Source organism: Alcanivorax sp. (assembly GCF_017794965.1).
In the GTDB taxonomy this organism is placed as follows: domain Bacteria; phylum Pseudomonadota; class Gammaproteobacteria; order Pseudomonadales; family Alcanivoracaceae; genus Alcanivorax.
The window spans coordinates 348,170-365,290 of record NZ_CP051240.1; the positions used below are offsets into that span (position 1 = coordinate 348,170).

The following is a 17,121-nucleotide window of genomic DNA, read 5'->3' on the forward strand; positions in this document are numbered from 1 at the left end:
CGCTCGCCTTTTACGGCACAGGCAGGTGCCTGAAGATCATAGCATAATCCTGAAGGGGGGCCGCCAGCCTCCGGGCTGACCGGTGTGACTTACATCAATGGCAGATTGTCCACTGGGATGATGGTCTTGTTGTTCGCCGCGCGCTGGGCCCGATTGTAATGCCAGGTGGCCTTGGCGGGTTGCTCAAACACGCGCAGTGAGACCGCCTCCAGGGGGATGTTGCAGTCGCGAACGGTGCTGGCGGTTGCGTTGAATGCCTCCATAAGCGGAGCCATCAGGGTGGCCTGGCGCGCTTCGGCGGCGCTGTCGCATTGCTGCTCACCACTGTTGAAGTAATTGATGGAGGGTGAAATCAGCACGCTTTGACGAAGTTGTCGCTTGCTGGCATCAATCACTTCCACACACTGCTGGGTCCAGTAGTAATAACAGTCGCTGGCCCGGGCAAGGCCGCCGCTCACCAGGATCAGTAACCCTATAATCACACCTTTCATGAGGGCTCGCCCTGATGCTGGCGACCTGGCTCCCACTGCAGAAAGACATGGTCGGCGATCAGGTGGTCGGGAATCCGGTGTCGAATACGGGCGTGCAGGCTGGGCAGCTCACTCCAGTGAATGCCCGGCAGCATGTGGTGCGCGGTGTGGTAGCCCAGATTCCAGGAGGGCAGGTTGTAACGCTTGAGCTCAACATTGCGGGAGGCATGAAAATGATCCTCAAAACCGGTGCCGGCATGCTGGCCATAGGTGTTGTCCAGCAACAGAAACAGCATGGTGAGCATGGGCAGAAGGAAGATAATCATGGCATTGCGCGGGTCATGCATGAATGTCAGAACAAGCGGTATGTTGGCGATCACAAACATTTTCAGGAAACGCCGATAGAGCTGAGGGTGCTGCTGCCCGATGCGATGAACTTCCGGGTAAATCATCAGGGTGTTCACCAGTACATAGCGCCAGCGGGGCATCAGTGAGCCGTCGGGTTGTTGCCAGGGTGACGGATCTTTCTGCGGATCAAGATAGAGTTTGTGGTGACCGATGTTGTGGTGCAGGGTCCAGCTGAGGGGGCTGGTGCCGGTCTGCAGATAGAGAATGCATTCAAACAGCCGGTTCAGGGGCCGTTTTCGGAAGACATTCACATGGTGGTGGTTGTGGCAGATCGCCCCGCAGGAAACCTGTATGGGGAGCAATGCCAGCATGCCCAGCCAGGTTGCGAGGCCGTGGCTAAAGAAAAACAGTCCCAGTTGCAGGGAAAATACCGCCAACACCAGGGCAACTGCGGCTCGATCGGCCCTATAGCGTACCAACATCTCTCATCCACCCGGGCCTCTATGGGGCCCTTAATACGAATAAGGGGTGAGTCTAATATTATACTTTTGTGTTGGTGTGGCCCTATTGACCGGGCGAGCCAGCGCCTTGGCCAATAGGGGGCTGTGGTGCAGAAATGGCGGGGTTCAGGCGCGGCTCAGCAGATCTCTGGCAATGGCAATAATCTGCATTTCGTCGGTGCCGGCGTAGATCTGAAGGATCTTGGCATCACGCATGAGTTGTTCCACTCGGGATTCGCGCATGTACCCGTAGCCACCGTGGATCTGCACGGCTTCAGTGGCTACTTCCATGGCGGCCTGGGCGGCATACAGCTTCATGGCTGAGGCTTCAGCCAGGGTCATCTGCTTCCCTTCTGCGGTCATCTCGATATAGCGAAATACCATGTTCTGCAGGTTGCTGCGGGCGACTTCCATCTTGGCCAGTTTGAGTTGGATCAACTGGTTCTGGCCAATGGGGCGGCCGAACTGGCTGCGGTCGTTGGCGTACTGCACGGACAGCTCCATGGCCCGTTCCACCATGCCCAGTGCCATGGCCGCCACGCCAGCGCGCTCCTGCATGAAGGTGCCCTTGGCTCCGCTGCGCCCATAGCTGTCTTCGCTGCCACCCAGCAGGCGGTCTTTACCCACTTTCACATCGTTAAGGAACAGTTCGCCGGTGGGGGAGGAGCCGATGCCCATCTTCTTGAAGGGTTTGGATTGCTCCAGGCCTTCCATGCCGCTGTCCAGGATGAAGGACACGATCTTGCGCTGTTCCGGCGCCACGCCCTCTTCATCCAGCTTGCAGATCAGGATGATGGTATCGGCGAAGGGGCCGTTGGTGATCCAGGTTTTGCTGCCGTTGATAATATAGCCACCGTTGTCGTCCCGGCGTGCCAGGGTCTTCATCTGTCCAAAGGCATCGGAACCAGCGTTAGGTTCGGAGATGGCCCAGGCGCCGACTTTTTCCAGTGTCAGCAGCGGTAGCGCCCAGCGCTCTTTCTGTTCGATGGTGCCCTTGCTCATGATGGCCCCGCCGGCCAGGCCCATGGAGACGCCCATGGCGGTGACCAGCCCCTGGGCATGACGGCAGATTTCGATGATAGGGATCATGCGCATGGCCGCTTCTTCCCCGGCCATGGCAGAGGGGCCATCCTTTTTCTTTTCTTCGACGGTTTCGCCGGCGGCGATGGCTTTTTCCCGTGCCAGCTGCTTTTCAAAACTCTGCTTGGCCATCACATCCATGCCGAACGTCGTGATCAGCTTGCGCAGGATGTCGTAAGGGGGGACGCCGTTGTATTCGATGTCATCCAGCTGAGGAACGACTTCTTTCTCCACGAAATCGCGCACCATTTTCTGGATCATCTGTTGTTGTTCTGACCACTGAATCATTGGGTTGTCCTGTCAGTTTGAGAATGTCTCAACAGTAACAACAAGCTCTCCTGCGCCGCATTGATCATAACGGACGGAATCCTTGACGTTCGGGATCAATAGAGACGCTGGAAGCCAGACGCCTGATGCCTGACGCAGAAATGCAAAAACCGGCAAGGCCCGCCTGAAACCTGGCGGGTTGCCGTGGAGGGGTATCAGTGAGCGGTGATGCAGGGGAACGGGTCGAAGCGCACCTTCATGACCAGGGCGCCGGGGCCGGCGTTGCTGGCGGCGGCCTCGATGTCTTCGGGGCGCAGCCGCGGGTGGCTGCCATTGAAAAACTTCTGTGCTGCACGGGCATTGAGGGTGCGCTCGCGGGCCGCTTCGTAGCTGATGCCTTCGCCTCCCAGCAGGTGGCGGATGTACTCTGCGCAGGCCACGTCCTCGTCGCCGGTGGGGTGCGAGGCCACCAGCACCACAGTGGGGGGGGTCAGTTCACGCAGGTAGTTGGCGGTGGCCTCGGCATTGATCAGCCCGGCTACCAACACCTCGCGGCTGTCGCGGGCCCGCAATGTGGCTGCCACCCCGTTGGTGGTGCGCAGGATGATTTCCCTGTCCGCCAGTTCAGCATGGTCCATCTCCCAGGGAGAATTGCCGAAGTCGAACCCCTTGATCGGCAGGGCCTCCACCTCTCCGGCCAGCAGGGCGTCGGGAAGGTGCTCATCGCGCAGGGCAAAGGCCTGTTCCGCACTGGCCACTGGCCAGATGCAGCGCAGGCCCTTGCGAAAGGCGTGGTGGCAGGTGGTGAAGGCACGAATCACGTCAATCACCACGGTAATGCCATGGATGTTGTGTGGCGGGTTATGCCCCTGGGCGATGTGAATTTCCATAGAGTTCCTTGCGGGGCGCGGCCCTAGAACAGGAGCCCGACGCCCCAGGTCGCATTGTCGAAAATCTCTTCCTCTTCATCCAGGTATTGCTCGATAGCCACGGTGAAGGTGATGCGGTCACCAATGGTGAGCCGGTCCTTGGGGGTGCGGGTGCCGGAGAGGAAGTCCATCACTGAGCGGAAATTGAAATCCGAGCGGAAACGCATCAGATCGCCGTGATTGCCGTAACCGTATTGCACCTGAATCAAACGGCTGAAGCCGATCCCAAAGTAGCCGTTGTTGACGCGCTCACCATCGGCCTCTGAAAAATCATCACGGCTGTCGGGTCGCAAGGGCGAGTCGCCGAATTTCTTGGTGGCAATGCCGCCGTTGAGGGCCACGCTGCTGTAGTTGGCATCCACAAAGAAACCGGTGTCGATATCTTCGGTGGGATCAACACGACCCACCGATACCACCGTGCCGCGGATCAGGTTGACCCCGCTATACCGTTCTTCCGCCTGAACGCCGCTGCTGAACAGGGCAAGCATGGCCATCAAGATTATTATTTTTTTCATGGTTATCCCTCCGTGAACAAGGCGTCATTATGCCTAGAGTCTGTGTGGGTTTCACCCTTGAGGGAGTGCAATGGCCCGTTTGGCAGGGCGGTGTTACAGGGTGCGCGCCAGGCACCATACCTGTACCGAAGCTGCGCCGGCATCCAGCAGGACCCGGCTTGCTTCCCTGGCTGTGCTCCCGGTGGTCATCACATCGTCAATCAGCAGGATATGACGGCCTTGAATCCGGGCCCGGCAGCGGAAAGCCTGACGAAGGTTGCGTTGTCGCTGGCTGCGAGTGAGTCCTTGCTGATGGGGGGTGGGGCGGTACCGTGTTAGGGCCTGGACAACGGGTCGCTGCCATTGTTGGCCGAGCAGGTTGGCCAGTCTTTCCCCCTGGTCGAATCCCCGTTGCCAGCGTCGCAGCCAATGAACGGGCAAAGGGCAAAGCAGGTCGCAGTGTGGCCAGGGCAGTTCCGCCTGGTGTATCAGCTGCTGCAAGGCGCGTTCGTTCACCATCTTGCCCTGATATTTGAACCCCTGGATCAGTCTGTCCACCGGAAACTGATAGGGGTATACGGCCGTGCTGGCAGAAAAGGGCGGAGGGTGTCGGATGCAGCGGCCGCAGAGGGGGGCGGTCTCCGTGAGGCTGTGCTCTCCGTTGGTCGCATTGAAAGGCAGGCCGCAGCGGCATTGTGCTGAGGGTAATGGCTGAAGCAACGACTCACAGGCCTTACAAATCAGCTTGCCCTGCTGGTGACCGCAGAGCAGGCAATGGCTAAATAGATCAAAAAATGATCGTCGGTAAACTTTTGCTGCGTCGGAGTGGTTGACAGGCGGCATGGCGCTCCCTAGCCTTCAAGGCTCGAATAAGGAGACCAGCATGCCCGCTACCGCCAGCACCGCCCATTCCACCCAGTCTCAGATGGTTGTACGCCATGACTGGAAACGCAGTGAGATCGAAGCGCTTTTTGCCCTGCCATTCAATGATCTGCTGTTTCAGGCTGCCAGTGTGCACCGGGCCCATTTTGACCCCAATGCGGTGCAGGTGAGTACTCTGCTGTCCATCAAGACCGGCGCCTGCCCGGAAGACTGCAAGTATTGCTCCCAGTCCGGCCACTACAACACTGAACTGGAAAAGGAAAAGCTGCTGGAAGTCGCACGGGTGGTGGAAGAAGCGAAAGCCGCGCGAGAAAAGGGGGCTTCCCGGTTCTGCATGGGGGCCGCCTGGCGCAGCCCCCGTGACCGCGACATGCCCTATGTGCTGGATATGATTCGTCAGGTGAAGGGGCTGGGCATGGAAACCTGCATGACCCTGGGCATGTTGGACAAGGAGCAGGCCGATGCTCTGGCTGACGCCGGTCTCGATTATTACAACCACAATCTGGATACCTCGCCGGAATACTACGGCAAGGTGATCACCACCCGTACCTACAACGATCGGCTCAGCACCCTCTCCAACGTGCGTGATGCCGGTATGAAGGTATGTTGTGGCGGCATCGTCGGTATGGGCGAGGAGCGCGATGACCGGGTGGGCCTGCTGCAGCAGCTGGCCAACCTGCCGCACCATCCGGAGTCCGTGCCGATCAACATGCTGGTGAAGATTGAAGGCACACCGCTGGCAGATGTGGATGACCTGGACCCCTTCGAGTTTGTCCGTACCGTGGCAGTGGCCCGTATCCTGATGCCGGAATCCTACGTGCGTCTTTCTGCCGGCCGCCAGGAAATGAACGATGAAGCCCAGGCCCTGTGTTTCATGGCCGGCGCCAACTCCATCTTTTACGGTGAGCGTCTGCTGACCACCGATAACCCGGAAGCCAATCACGACCAGCTGCTCTTCAAGCGCCTGGGCATTCATCCGCTGGATCCCCGACACGAGGCATCTGACGAGGCCCACGAAGAAGCGATCAAGGCGCAGGTGGCCGAGCAGCAGGCGGAAGAGCAAGGTTTGTTCTATAACGCCATGGGCGAAAAGCGCGCCGCGAAGCACGTGCTCGACAAGGACACAGGCCGCCCTGCTGCTACCGAGCATTGATTCTCCGTAGGGTGGAAATCGGCGTGAGCCGATCTCCACCGATGGCTAATTACCATGCCGTGTATCCATTTTCTCCAGCCATTGATTGGCGCTTACGTCGTGGCGGAGATTGGCTCACGCCAATTTCCGCCCTACGGGTTTAGCAATGACCTTTGATCTCGCCGCTGACCTTGAAGAGCGCCGCCAGCAACACCGTTTCCGCGAACCGCTGGTGATGGACGGCCCTTGTGGTCGCTTTGCGCGTTTGGCAGGGCGTGATTACCTGAATTTCTGCAGCAATGATTATCTGGGGCTGGCCAATGACCCGGAGGTGATTGCTGCCTTTCAGCGGGCCGCCAGTGACTGGGGGGTGGGCAGCGGCGCCTCCCATCTGGTGTGCGGTCATCAACGTCCCCACCAGGATCTGGAAGAAGCCCTGGCTGCCCACACGGGGCGTGAACGCGCCTTGCTGTTTTCCACGGGCTATATGGCCAATCTGGGTGTCATGTCGGCGCTGCTCGGCAAGTCTGATGCGGTCTTCGAAGACCGGCTCAATCATGCGTCCCTGCTCGACGGTGGTCTGCTCAGCGGGGCGCGCTTCCGCCGCTTCGCCCACAACGATCCCGCAGCGCTGGAGCGACTGCTGCAACGCAGCGACGCGCGCCGCAAACTGGCGGTGGTCGATGGTGTGTTCAGCATGGATGGTGATGAGGCTCCGCTGGCGGCGCTGGCGGCGGTTTGCGAAACCAATGATGCCTGGCTGATGGTGGATGATGCCCATGGCATTGGCGTGCTGGACGAGCAGGGGAGAGGCTCACTGTTTGCCCAGGGCGTGAATGAACGCGTCCAGATTCTGATGGGCACCCTGGGCAAGGGCCTGGGTAGCGGCGGTGCTTTTGTAGCTGGCAGTCATGACCTGATCGAGACCCTGATACAATTTGCCCGCACTTTTATTTACACCACCGCCATGCCGGCGGCGGTGGCGGCTGCAACGCTCACCAGCCTGAAGAAATCACAGCAGGAGCACTGGCGCCGGGAAAAACTGGCGGAGCTGGTGGCGCGTTTTCGTGCCGGCGCCAGTGAGCAGAGATATGCGCTGATGGATTCGCAGACGCCGATCCAGCCAATCCTGATCGGCAGTGATGCCGATGCCATGGCTTTGAGTGCCGCGCTTCGGGAAAAGGGTTTTCTGATCACCGCGATCCGCCCGCCCACGGTGCCGGAAGGGGAGGCGCGGTTGAGAGTGACACTGTCTGCCGCTCACGAACTGGCGGATGTGGATGCGCTGTTGGCAGCGCTTGATGAAGTCGGACGTCTGACGTCTGACGTCTGACGCTCAAAAAGGCCAGCCTGTTTTGCTTCTGCCGTCAGACTTCCGACGTCAGACCTGTGACCAAAGGACCTTCAATGCCCAAGCTGATTCCCTATCACAACACCTACAAGGCCACTGGCGTCGATGATGCCGAAGCGTTGGATATCGTCCTGATTCATGGCTGGGGACTGCATGCCATCGTTTTTGATGACGTCGTGCCGGCGCTGCTGGAACGGTTCCGGGTGACGGTGGTGGATCTGCCGGGTATGGGGCAGAGCCCGTTGCCAGGCGCCGAATACACTATGGATTTTCTGGCAGAGGAAGTGCTGGCGATCATGCCGCAGAAAGCCCATGTGCTGGGGTGGTCACTGGGCGGCCTGGTGGCCCTGGCCATGGCGGACAAAGCGCCGGAACGGGTGCAGTCCGTGGTGACGGTGGCCACCTCGCCGCGTTTCACCTCCACCAAGGGGTGGGGCACCGCCATGAAGCCGGAGATCCTCGGAAAATTTGCGGAAATGTTCGACGAAGATCAGGAAGGCACGCTGGTACGTTTTTTGGCGTTGAACTGTAAAGGCAGTGCCGCCATGCGTGCAGATACCGCAAGACTCAAAGAGATTCTGTATTTCTGCGGATTGCCTGCCCCCCGGGCTTTGCGAGGCGGCCTCGACATTCTTCGTGATGCAGATCTGCGCGAGGTGCTGCCAACCTTGTCCATGCCGGTGTTGATGGTGTTTGGCGAGAACGATCATATTGTCCCTGCCGCCGCCATGGCGGCCAGTGAGTCGCTAATCAACAACGGTCGTACCGCCCTGATCGAACAGGTGGCCCATGTGCCTTTCCTGTCAGCCCCCGGAACCTTTACCCAAGCAGTGTATGACTTCTATCGCGAACATCAGTTGGTCAACTGACATGGCCGTGCCGGAAACCGATAAGCATGCTGTCAGCGATCATTTTAGTCGCGCAGCGCGCAGCTATGACGAGCATGCGATCTTGCAGCTGGCGGTGGGGCGTTCATTGGTGCAGCGGTTACCGCAGCAGTTGCCGGTGGACGCAGCTCTGGATCTTGGCTGTGCCACGGCCCCATTTGCCCGTGCCCAGCAACAGGCGTTGCCGACAGTGGGCTGGCAAGCGGTGGATCTGTCCCGGGCGATGCTGGCTGAAGCGCAGACCCGTGGTCGGTTCAATGAACGTTACCAGCCGCTTTGTGCCGATGCGGAAGCACTGCCGCTGGCGGATGCCAGCCAGGGGCTGGTGTTTAGCTGCTTTGCGTTGCAGTGGTGTGATCCGCAAATTGTACTGGCGGAAATCTATCGTGTGTTGGCGCCCGCTGGGCGTGTGCTGCTGGCGCTTCCGCTGGCGGGCTCTCTCAGGGAACTGCAACAAAGCTGGCAGGTTATCAATCAGCGCCCGCATGTGAATGCGTTGCCGGGGTTGGCTGACTGGCAGAGTGCGGCCCTGCAGTGCGGCTTCATGGATGCGGATTTGCAGCAGCAAGTGATGGTGGAATACTACGATTCGGTAAAATCCATCGCTCGCCGTCTCAAGGCGACCGGCGCGGATCATGTCAGTGGCGCTTCCGGCCTGACCGGCAAGAATGCCTGGTTGGCGATGGTGGAAGAGTACGAGAAAAAACGTACGGACCAGGGCTTGCCGCTGACCTGGAATGTACTGTTTCTGGAAGCGGAAAAGTCGTGAGTTGAAAGTTCAAAGTTTAAAGTTGAAACGCGAATCAGACTGCCGAAAAATGTAATGCCGTGCCCGCGATCTCAGTTAATGGCGCGGGCACGGACTCTCTAACACAATAATCTCTCTCGCGCTTTTCAACTTTAAACTTTGAACTTTCAACTGATCCGTCGTTAGCTACCAACTCTTGAGTCAGAACTCCATGGAAAATCAGAAACCACCCCTCCCCGCCCTCAAAGGCATCTTCTTCATCACCGGCACCGACACCGAAGTCGGCAAAACCTGGGTCAGTTGTCGTTTGCTGGAGCGTGCCCGTGAAGCGGGGTTGAGCTGCTACGGGCTCAAGCCGGTGGCGGCGGGTTGCGAGGAAACCGCAGAGGGTTGGCGGAATGATGATGCCCTGCAATTGATGGCGGCAAGCTCGGTAAAACTGCCCTATGAAGTGGTCAACCCGGTGGCGTTCAAGGCGCCGATTGCGCCGCATATTGCGGCTCGCCAGGAAGGTAAGGTCATCACGCTGGCGCGGCTGGTGGGCTATGTGCGCGGGGCGCTCAATGCGCATCCGGCCGACCTGATCCTGATCGAAGGCGCAGGCGGCTGGCGCGTGCCATTGAATGACCGTGAGATGCTGTCTGCGCTGGCCAAGGAGCTGGAGGTGCCGGTGATCCAGGTGGTGGGGATGAAGCTGGGGTGCATCAGTCATGCTCTGCTGACCGCAGAGACCATCGAAAAGGATGGCTTGCGCTATGCGGGAACCATGGCCAATTGCTTTGGTGACATGGATGCCCAGGAAGACAATCTGCTGACCCTGCGCCAGCACCTCCCGGGCGCCTTTGCCATCCTGTGATTTCGGCACACAATGACAGGGCTGCAAGTCGTTGAATTCATGGGCCTGTCATCTTTAACTGGGCGGTTACAGGCCGCTACATAGTACTACAGTGCAACTACCCAAGCGCCACTGTTCCCGTGCAATTTCCTGCCTAACCTTGAGTGGTCCCGTGACAACGGACATCTCGACATTCTGGGGGAAAATACATGGACAGCAAACGGCGAAGCGTCATTCAGGCATTGGGCGCCGGGGGAACCCTGGCGCTGGCGGGCTGCGGTGGAGGCAGTGGTTCTGTTGGGGTACAGGCAAACTCACCGGCAACACCCACACCCAACCAACCGGATGAGCCACCAGTAACTGCCGCGCCGAACGTGCGTTTTGAGCATGGCGTGGCGTCCGGCGACCCACTTTCCGATCGGGTCATGCTGTGGACCCGGGTCACCCCTGAGCAAGAGGGTGAAATTCCTGTGGTTGTTACGGTGGCAACGGACCAGGCCATGTTGCAGCCGGTGGCGGTTTACGCGGCTACCGCTACCGCAGAACGGGATTATTGCGTCAAGGTAGATGCGGATGGCCTGCAACCGGATCACTGGTATTACTACCGGTTTTCAGTGGGCGATCAGCATTCTCCTGTGGGGCGTACCCGCACCTTCCCGGCCTCCTCCAGTTTTATCGACCGAGCCCGTTTTGCGGTGGTTTCCTGTGCCAACTATGCCTACGGTTTTTTCTCGGTCTATCGTGCTGTGGCAGAACGGGGTGATCTGGATTTCGTGTTGCACCTGGGGGATTACCTGTATGAATACGGCCCCGGTGAGTACGGAGATTTCCCTGAGCGGGACCCGCTGCCGCCACAGGAAATGGTGACCTTGGCGGATTACCGTGCCCGTCATGCCCAGTACAAGACCGATGAAGACCTGCAGGCTGTGCATCAGCAGTTTCCCATGATTGCCGTATGGGATGATCATGAGTCTACCAATGACAGCTATCGCGATGGTGCCGAGAATCACCAGCCGCTTAGCGAAGGAGACTGGGAAGAACGCAAGGCGGTATCCCGGCAGGCCTATTTCGAATGGCTGCCGATTCGCCCGCGGGAGCCGGGAAATTTCAGTGTGATCTACCGGCGGTTCCAGTTCGGTGACCTGATCGATCTGACCATGCTCGATACCCGTCTGGAAGGCCGCGATGAACAATTGACCGTCCCCCTTGATCCGGCCCGTAACAGCGAAGATCGCCATCTGATCAGTGATGCGCAGATGGACTTCCTGCTCGATTCCCTGAGTCAGTCCTCATCCCAATGGCGGTTCATCGGCCAGCAGGTGATGTTCGGCCAGTTGAATATTGCTGAACTACCCAGCCTCAGCGAAGACCAGGCACAACTGCGTGGCAACCTTTCTGCCATCAATATGGATCAATGGGATGGCTATGCCGCGGACCGGTTGAAAATTCTCAATCATATCGATGACAACAACATCGATAACGTGGTGGTGCTTACCGGCGATATTCATACCTCCTGGGCCACGGAAATTTACCGCAATCCGTCTTCCCTGTTGGGCGACCTGTTCGACAAGCCATTGGCGGCAGAATTCGTGACGCCGGCGGTGACCAGCCCGGGGTTCCCGGAAGGGGCTGCGGAGTTGGCGGGCGTTTTGATTCCGGTGGTGAATCCGCACATTCGTTATGTGGAGGCCAAGTCCCGGGGATTCATTCTCGTGGATGTAACCCGTGAACATGCACAGGCCGAGTTTTACTACGCCCGGAGTATCGAGTCGTTTGATCTGCGTGGCCAGATCGATACCAGCAAGACCAAGGTAGTGACGGTGAAAAGTGGCGACAGTCGCATCATCGAAGACCGCCCCGTGTCTCGCCCGCGCACGCTGCGCACCGCATGGAACAACCCTCCCCTTCCCCTGAATTCCGTCACCCGTAATGAGGTATTGTCATGATTGCCCCCTGGAAATTATTGCCGTTGGTTGCCGCCATCACACTGACCGCCTGTGGCGGCGATGGTGGAAGTTCATCCGGGGGGAATGCTGCTTCCGGTAACACCCCCACACCCAACCAGCCTGCTGACCCGGATGGGGGGGATGACGGGGATGAAGGTAGTGGTGGTGCGGCCAATCCGCCGGCGGCTGTGCGGTTTGTGGTTATCGGTGATTCCGGTAGTGGCTCGGCTGGCCAGTATGCGGTGGGCGAAGCCATTGCCGAGGTTTGTGATAACAAGGACGAGTTTGTCGGTGATATGACCTTTCCAGGCTGCGACCTGGTTGTGGGGCTGGGCGACAACATTTACGAATCCGGGGTGACCAGCGTTGATGATCCCCAGTTCGAGGAAAAGTTCGAGAAACCCTTTGAGCCGGTACAGCTGCCGTTTTATATGGTGCTGGGCAACCATGACAACACCGCCTATGTGGGTGGGGATGGTGCCGGCAATGCCCGTGGTGAGTTCCAGGTGGACTACACCTACTTTGACGGAAAGTTGTCCAACCGCTGGAACATGCCGGACCGCTATTACAAACACAGCACCGGTACGACCACGACCAACCCACGTCCGCTGGTGGATTTTTTCGCGCTGGATTCCAATCCTATCGCCGGGGGCTTTGCTGACCCGGATCTGGCCTACGCGTATCACACCTATGGTATTGATCAGCGCAACTGGGCGGTGAATGCGCTGGGTAGCTCCAATGCGGTCTTCAAGATCGCCATGTCTCACCACCCCTATCTGTCCAACGGCACCCATGGTAACGCGGGCAATTACGATGGCGTCCCCAGTGCCCTGTTGCCGGTGCTGGCCGGTGAACGCTGGAAGGCGTTCATGGAAGAGGCAGTGTGTGATCAGGCAGACTTCCTGTTCGCAGGCCATGACCACGATCTGCAGGTACTCAATGCGGTGCCCTCCTGTGGCCGCACCGAATTCATTGTCAGCGGTGCAGCAGGCAAGACCCGCTCCCTGGCGGATACTGAACGCAACGAAGCCCGTTTTCAGCAGGGCGACACCTATGGTTTCTTCTGGATGAAAGCCACCGAGGCCGATCCAGAAACCATGACACCGGCCACCCTGTGCGTAGAGGCTTACACGGTAGATCCAGAGGCGGAGGGCCTGGGTGTGATGGCCGGGGGAGAACTGCAGCCCGCGTTCACCCACTGCTTTGAAAAGCAGATGATGCGTCTGGCCTCACCGGGCAATGATTTCTCCGGCCAGTCACTGGGCGGTTATGCGCTGCCGTTACCGTTGCCGGAGGGTTTCGATGCCGACTTCACCGGTCCGCTGAAGGAGCTGCGCGAAACGCTGGTATCCGGCTTTACGGAAGCGGGAGCCGACCTGCCGGAAGAGCAGCGCCAGGTGTTTGATCAGATGCTGGCGGGTACCGATATCCTGTTCAATGCGCTGGATGCGGCCACCGCGGCCATCCTGTCTGGTGATAACAGTGATATGACCCAGTCCATCGAAGCGGTGCTGGCGGCGTCAGAGCAGCTGCAGGCCATTGATACCAGCACTCTGCCGGCACCCTTTGACCAGTTGGGTGGGGCGTTTGAAGCCTTCGCAGGCGGGTTCGGTAATGGCGGGATTGAGGCCGGGGAAGGCAACACCCGCGCGGATATTGCCTTTATCGCGGCGCCGCTGGTAGAGCTGGCCCGTAATCTGGACAACATTGTCGATGGCATTGACGAGCAGGTGCCGGACGAGGTCCCGGTGATTGCCGGCCTCACCAAGGTCTTGTCCACGGTTACCCTTGGTCTGGCCAACACGCTGGAGCAGCTGGTGTTGCTGGACACGTCCGCCACCGGAGAGCAGTTGATCGGCACCGTGGCGGCCACCCTGCAGGCGCTGGTTGGCGACGTGCTGCTGCTCAACCAGATCCCTGGAGCGGAAGACTATGTGACCCTGCCGGGCGATGCTCTCTCGTCAGCGTTGCTGGTGGTGGTGCGTGAAGTGACTGAACAGCTGGATGAGCGTGTGCTGAATCCGCTGGATCCGTTGCTGAACCTGCTCTCGCCAATCACCGGGTTGGTGGCCGGGTTACTGGATTTGTTCTGAGCCGGTTCGAACTTCAGGAAAAGGCCGCAGGGGAAACCCTGCGGTTTTTTTCGTCTGCTAACCGGGCGTTCTTTCGCGCAGGAGCGGCGTTCGCTATGCCCTCCGGGTGCGGCCGCGATCCGCTCGCGTTTTCGCACCGGAACTGCCGCTCCGTCAAAACAGGAGGTCCTTTGCTTTGTGGGAGCTTGCTTGCAAGCGAATCTATCCTCACCCAGGTTTGGCCCCCTTCGCGTGCAAGCACGCTCCCACAGTTATAGATGAGGCAGCAGTGTTTCATTGGTAACAGGCACGCTCCCGAGAATAGTGGGGGCGGTCAGCGTGAAACGGGCGTGCTTAATGAAGTGCTCGGTGGATGGGTAACGTGATGGGTTCGGGCAGGACGCCCAACCGTGCCAGCTGCTCCAGCACCAGATCCACGGTAATGCTTTGCAGGCAGGGATAGCTGTCCAGTGCGCAGCTGTTGCGTTCACAATCTTCGCGGCAAGGTTGACGGCGCAGGCTGACCGCCTTGCCGGATAACGGCGCCCACAGCCTGTCGTCGGTGGGGCCGAACAGGGCAACCGTGGGCAGACCGCAGGCCGCGGCCAGATGCATGGGGCCGCTGTCATTGCCCACATAGCCCTGGCTGCTGTGACACAGTGCCACCAGTCCTGCCAGCCCGAGCTGGTCGCAAAGATCGGGTACCGGATCGCTGAGGAAGCTCTGCACACGTTTGATCTGGGCACGATCCTTGTGCCCCGCGCCAATCAGTACAGGCACACATCCACAGCGTCGCAGCCGTTGGCAGAGGCTGGCAAACTGCTCCGGGTGCCACATCTTGTAGGTCTTGGTGGCGCCGGCATGAATCAGTACCCGCGGTCCGGCAGGCAGCTCCCGGGAGACGACCTGCAGTTGCTGCTCGCCCACGTCATTGCTGGTCAGGGGCAGATAGTGAGCCGGTGCTCGCGCGGCGGGCAGACTGAGGCTGCCGTAGCCGTTCCAGCGGTGTCCGCTCCATTGTGGTTCGCGTATATCATTATAAAACCAGGCGGCGTGCCGGCGGGGTGGTCCCACCCGTCGTGGGGCGCCACAGAGCCGGGCCAGCGTGGCCGATTTCTGTTCTCCTTCCACATCGATAACCACATCGGCGCGGAACTGCCGCATTGCGCGCACAAAACCCAGATAACTGACTATCCGGCGTAGTAACGGCTGGGAGGTGGCCAGGCTTGTTTCCGGGTAGAACAGCAGGCGCGTTTCCCCGGGAAGGCTGAGTGACACCAGAGACGCATACCGCTCGCTGGTCACCAGCAGCGACTCGGGGTGCGCACTGAGCATGGCCTTGAGGTGAGGCAGGGCGATCAGCAGGTTGCCCATGTGGCTGCAGGGAAAAAGAATCAGGTGCCGGGACATATCCGTTGTGGCGCTGTTATCCGTAACATGAAGGGTCAGCCTAGGAGGGGGGTGTGACGGCAGGATGACAACGGGAGACGCTGCACGCATCAAGCTACAACGCGGATCACTGCCTGCAGCAATCTGCCATATTGAAGCCGCGCTCAGAGTCTGGGCTCGGCTTTTTTGTAGCTTCTAGAGATGGCGATCCAACGCATTCGAATTGCGCTTCTGGAATCCTTACCTCGCTTAGGCTCGGATCGCGAGCAGGCTCGCTCCTACAGCGGCTTCGTAGAAAGGCTGGAAAAGCCGGGAGCTTTCCCTCTGCCGTCCCAGAGTGTCATGAAGGTCCTGAGGAAGAGGAGGCGCTTTCTCTTGCGGGAGCTCTCTGTGCTCGTCAGGGTATGCTTGCAAGCGAATAGCCCTTTCCGCACCAACATTCGCCTGCAAGCAGGCTCCCACGGGACAGGCATCTGCGAGAGTCAAAATGTGGCGGTGAAATCCTGTTCCCCTAAACAGAGAAACCCGCCGGCTTGCCAGCCTGGCGGGTTTCGGACTTAGCTAAATCAAACTGTGGGACAGCAGTGGGAGCTTTCCCGGCTTTTCCAATTCAAGCGCTAGCTTGATGCGTGTTGCGTCAGGCGTCTCTTTCAATCAACCAATCGGCAATCTTGCCCCAGCTCTGCTTTTGGGCTGCGTTGCTGCCAAGGATGCCCATATGACCGCCATCAATGGTCATGAAGGTTTTGTCCTTGCTGCGAATCAGCGGCTCCATGGCGTGGCTGCAATCGCGGGTGACAATCGGGTCATTCGCGCCAGTGATGTTCAGTACATTGGCGGTCACCTTGCTCAGGTGTCCCTGGCTGCCTTCCATGGGCAGATTGCCGCCGGCAACCACATTGTCTGTCCAGAGATAGCGCACGATGTCCTGAATCACGCCACCAGGGTAGGCCACCATGTCATCCAGGAAGGCTCCGTTGGTGGCGTGGGCGGTAACAAATTCCCGGTCATGCAGGTTTTTTACCAGGTTCAGGTAACCCTGCAGGCTGCCCACCGGATTGGTGAGCTTGAAAGCGAGGCTGTTCATCCAGCCCGGAGAGCGTAGCAGTCTTGCCGGCACATTATGGATGCGCAGGCCGGTGCGACTGCGAATCCATTTGGCGCGGCGGCTCAAGCGCTGATACTGCACCCCGAGGGCCCCATTGCGATGGTAGTCGCAAGGGGCGCCCAGCAGTACCAGGTTACGGATGTCCGGGTCGTTGCCGAGGGCGGTGTAGCACAGGCTGAACAGCCCGCCAAAGCTCCAGCCATGCAGACTCAGTTGCTGTTGGCCGCTGTGCTGGCGGACCTGCACCAGCAGCTTGGGAAGATAATCGGCGAAGTAGCTACTCAGGTTCAGGTGGTTGTGATATTTGCCGGGACGGCCCCAGTCGACCATATACAGCTCAAATCCCCGTGCGCGCAGATAGCGAACAAGGCTGCGTTGCGGGAACAGATCATAGATCAGCATATTCACTGCCAGCGGCGCCACCAGCACCAGCGGAGTGCGCTGCGCGGTCTGGCTCACAGGCATGATGGTGCCATCACCTAGCGGGATCGCCTTTTCCTGCAGCGGCGGGTAGTAGCGCAGTTTGACCAGGCCGTCGTCGAACAGAGTGTCGAACGGGGTTTTCTCTGCCTGACTCAACTGGTCGGACGCGAACAGGCGGGCACGGCCATTTTCAAGGCGGTGGCGCCAGGGTCGGGTCTTTTGTTGCAGGGCTTCGGTGAGCATGGGTCATACCGGCGTTA

Annotated in this window: 15 protein-coding genes; 7 read left to right on the plus strand and 8 right to left on the minus strand. The window is 59.2% G+C overall.

Annotation, left to right across the window (positions count from 1 at the left end; all coding sequences use genetic code 11):
- Window positions 1-89: 89 nt before the first annotated feature.
- The 6 genes from HF945_RS01640 to HF945_RS01665 form a co-directional block, all read right to left on the minus strand.
- Window positions 90-491 (minus strand): hypothetical protein, encoded by a 402-nt coding sequence (locus HF945_RS01640; RefSeq protein WP_290524054.1) that lies wholly within the window; start codon window positions 489-491, stop codon window positions 90-92.
- Entirely contained in the window at window positions 488-1,300 is an 813-nt protein-coding gene (locus tag HF945_RS01645; RefSeq protein ID WP_290524055.1) for a fatty acid desaturase, read from the minus strand. The genes HF945_RS01640 and HF945_RS01645 overlap by 4 nt, the downstream gene beginning before the upstream one ends.
- 144 nt (window positions 1,301-1,444) lie before the next feature.
- On the minus strand, window positions 1,445-2,686 hold the full coding sequence (locus HF945_RS01650; RefSeq protein ID WP_290524056.1) for an acyl-CoA dehydrogenase family protein: 1,242 nt from the start codon (window positions 2,684-2,686) through the stop codon (window positions 1,445-1,447).
- 194 nt (window positions 2,687-2,880) lie between these two features.
- Window positions 2,881-3,555 (minus strand): 2-phosphosulfolactate phosphatase, encoded by a 675-nt coding sequence (locus HF945_RS01655; RefSeq protein WP_290524057.1) that lies wholly within the window; start codon window positions 3,553-3,555, stop codon window positions 2,881-2,883.
- Window positions 3,556-3,578: 23 nt separating this feature from the next.
- Window positions 3,579-4,109, minus strand: coding sequence for a hypothetical protein (locus HF945_RS01660; RefSeq protein ID WP_290524058.1), 531 nt, complete (start codon window positions 4,107-4,109; stop codon window positions 3,579-3,581).
- A 93-nt stretch (window positions 4,110-4,202) separates the two neighbouring features.
- Window positions 4,203-4,646 (minus strand): ComF family protein, encoded by a 444-nt coding sequence (locus HF945_RS01665; protein ID WP_290524059.1) that lies wholly within the window; start codon window positions 4,644-4,646, stop codon window positions 4,203-4,205.
- Between the two features lie 325 nt (window positions 4,647-4,971).
- Here HF945_RS01665 and bioB point away from each other — a divergent pair, with 325 nt between their 5' ends.
- The 7 genes from bioB to HF945_RS01700 all read left to right on the plus strand — a co-directional run bounded on the left by bioB (window position 4,972) and on the right by HF945_RS01700 (window position 13,962).
- The gene (bioB, locus tag HF945_RS01670) at window positions 4,972-6,123 is read left to right on the plus strand and encodes a biotin synthase BioB (RefSeq protein WP_290524060.1); all 1,152 of its coding nucleotides are present in this window, start codon (window positions 4,972-4,974) and stop codon (window positions 6,121-6,123) included.
- Between the two features lie 145 nt (window positions 6,124-6,268).
- Window positions 6,269-7,435 carry an 8-amino-7-oxononanoate synthase gene (gene bioF / locus HF945_RS01675; RefSeq protein WP_290524061.1) on the plus strand — a complete coding sequence of 389 codons (1,167 nt, stop codon included), beginning with the start codon at window positions 6,269-6,271 and terminating at the stop codon, window positions 7,433-7,435.
- Window positions 7,436-7,509: 74 nt separating this feature from the next.
- A complete protein-coding gene (gene bioH, locus HF945_RS01680; protein WP_290524062.1) occupies window positions 7,510-8,322 on the plus strand; it encodes a pimeloyl-ACP methyl ester esterase BioH in 813 nt (270 codons plus the stop codon).
- Window positions 8,288-9,109, plus strand: coding sequence for a malonyl-ACP O-methyltransferase BioC (bioC, locus tag HF945_RS01685; RefSeq protein WP_290524063.1), 822 nt, complete (start codon window positions 8,288-8,290; stop codon window positions 9,107-9,109). The genes bioH and bioC overlap by 35 nt, the downstream gene beginning before the upstream one ends.
- 190 nt (window positions 9,110-9,299) lie before the next feature.
- Window positions 9,300-9,944, plus strand: a complete 645-nt coding sequence (bioD, locus tag HF945_RS01690; protein WP_290524064.1) for a dethiobiotin synthase — start codon at window positions 9,300-9,302, stop codon at window positions 9,942-9,944.
- 188 nt (window positions 9,945-10,132) lie between these two features.
- Window positions 10,133-11,869: an alkaline phosphatase D family protein gene (locus HF945_RS01695; protein ID WP_290524065.1), complete on the plus strand. Its 1,737-nt coding sequence runs from the start codon at window positions 10,133-10,135 to the stop codon at window positions 11,867-11,869.
- Window positions 11,866-13,962: a metallophosphoesterase gene (locus HF945_RS01700; protein WP_290524066.1), complete on the plus strand. Its 2,097-nt coding sequence runs from the start codon at window positions 11,866-11,868 to the stop codon at window positions 13,960-13,962. The genes HF945_RS01695 and HF945_RS01700 overlap by 4 nt, the downstream gene beginning before the upstream one ends.
- A gap of 333 nt (window positions 13,963-14,295) precedes the next feature.
- On the opposite strand, the gene HF945_RS01705 is transcribed toward HF945_RS01700, so the two are convergent.
- Together HF945_RS01705 and HF945_RS01710 are read right to left on the minus strand one after the other, a co-directional pair.
- Window positions 14,296-15,315: a glycosyltransferase family 9 protein gene (locus tag HF945_RS01705; protein WP_290524067.1), complete on the minus strand. Its 1,020-nt coding sequence runs from the start codon at window positions 15,313-15,315 to the stop codon at window positions 14,296-14,298.
- Between the two features lie 652 nt (window positions 15,316-15,967).
- Window positions 15,968-17,104, minus strand: a complete 1,137-nt coding sequence (locus HF945_RS01710; RefSeq protein WP_290524068.1) for an alpha/beta fold hydrolase — start codon at window positions 17,102-17,104, stop codon at window positions 15,968-15,970.
- Between the last annotated feature and the right edge of the window lie 17 nt (window positions 17,105-17,121).

Excerpts from the sequence above, each read along its gene's own strand:
- bioB (WP_290524060.1), top strand. The coding sequence starts at position 4,972 with ATGCCCGCTACCGCCAGCACCGCCCATTCCACCCAGTCTCAGATGGTT.
- HF945_RS01705 (WP_290524067.1), bottom strand. The coding sequence starts at position 15,315 with ATGGGCAACCTGCTGATCGCCCTGCCTCACCTCAAGGCCATGCTCAGT.
- HF945_RS01640 (WP_290524054.1), bottom strand. The coding sequence starts at position 491 with ATGAAAGGTGTGATTATAGGGTTACTGATCCTGGTGAGCGGCGGCCTT.
- HF945_RS01700 (WP_290524066.1), top strand. The coding sequence starts at position 11,866 with ATGATTGCCCCCTGGAAATTATTGCCGTTGGTTGCCGCCATCACACTG.
- HF945_RS01655 (WP_290524057.1), bottom strand. The coding sequence starts at position 3,555 with ATGGAAATTCACATCGCCCAGGGGCATAACCCGCCACACAACATCCAT.
- bioD (WP_290524064.1), top strand. The coding sequence starts at position 9,300 with ATGGAAAATCAGAAACCACCCCTCCCCGCCCTCAAAGGCATCTTCTTC.
- HF945_RS01645 (WP_290524055.1), bottom strand. The coding sequence starts at position 1,300 with ATGTTGGTACGCTATAGGGCCGATCGAGCCGCAGTTGCCCTGGTGTTG.
- HF945_RS01695 (WP_290524065.1), top strand. The coding sequence starts at position 10,133 with ATGGACAGCAAACGGCGAAGCGTCATTCAGGCATTGGGCGCCGGGGGA.
- HF945_RS01710 (WP_290524068.1), bottom strand. The coding sequence starts at position 17,104 with ATGCTCACCGAAGCCCTGCAACAAAAGACCCGACCCTGGCGCCACCGC.
- HF945_RS01650 (WP_290524056.1), bottom strand. The coding sequence starts at position 2,686 with ATGATTCAGTGGTCAGAACAACAACAGATGATCCAGAAAATGGTGCGC.
- bioC (WP_290524063.1), top strand. The coding sequence starts at position 8,288 with ATGACTTCTATCGCGAACATCAGTTGGTCAACTGACATGGCCGTGCCG.
- bioF (WP_290524061.1), top strand. The coding sequence starts at position 6,269 with ATGACCTTTGATCTCGCCGCTGACCTTGAAGAGCGCCGCCAGCAACAC.
- HF945_RS01660 (WP_290524058.1), bottom strand. The coding sequence starts at position 4,109 with ATGAAAAAAATAATAATCTTGATGGCCATGCTTGCCCTGTTCAGCAGC.
- bioH (WP_290524062.1), top strand. The coding sequence starts at position 7,510 with ATGCCCAAGCTGATTCCCTATCACAACACCTACAAGGCCACTGGCGTC.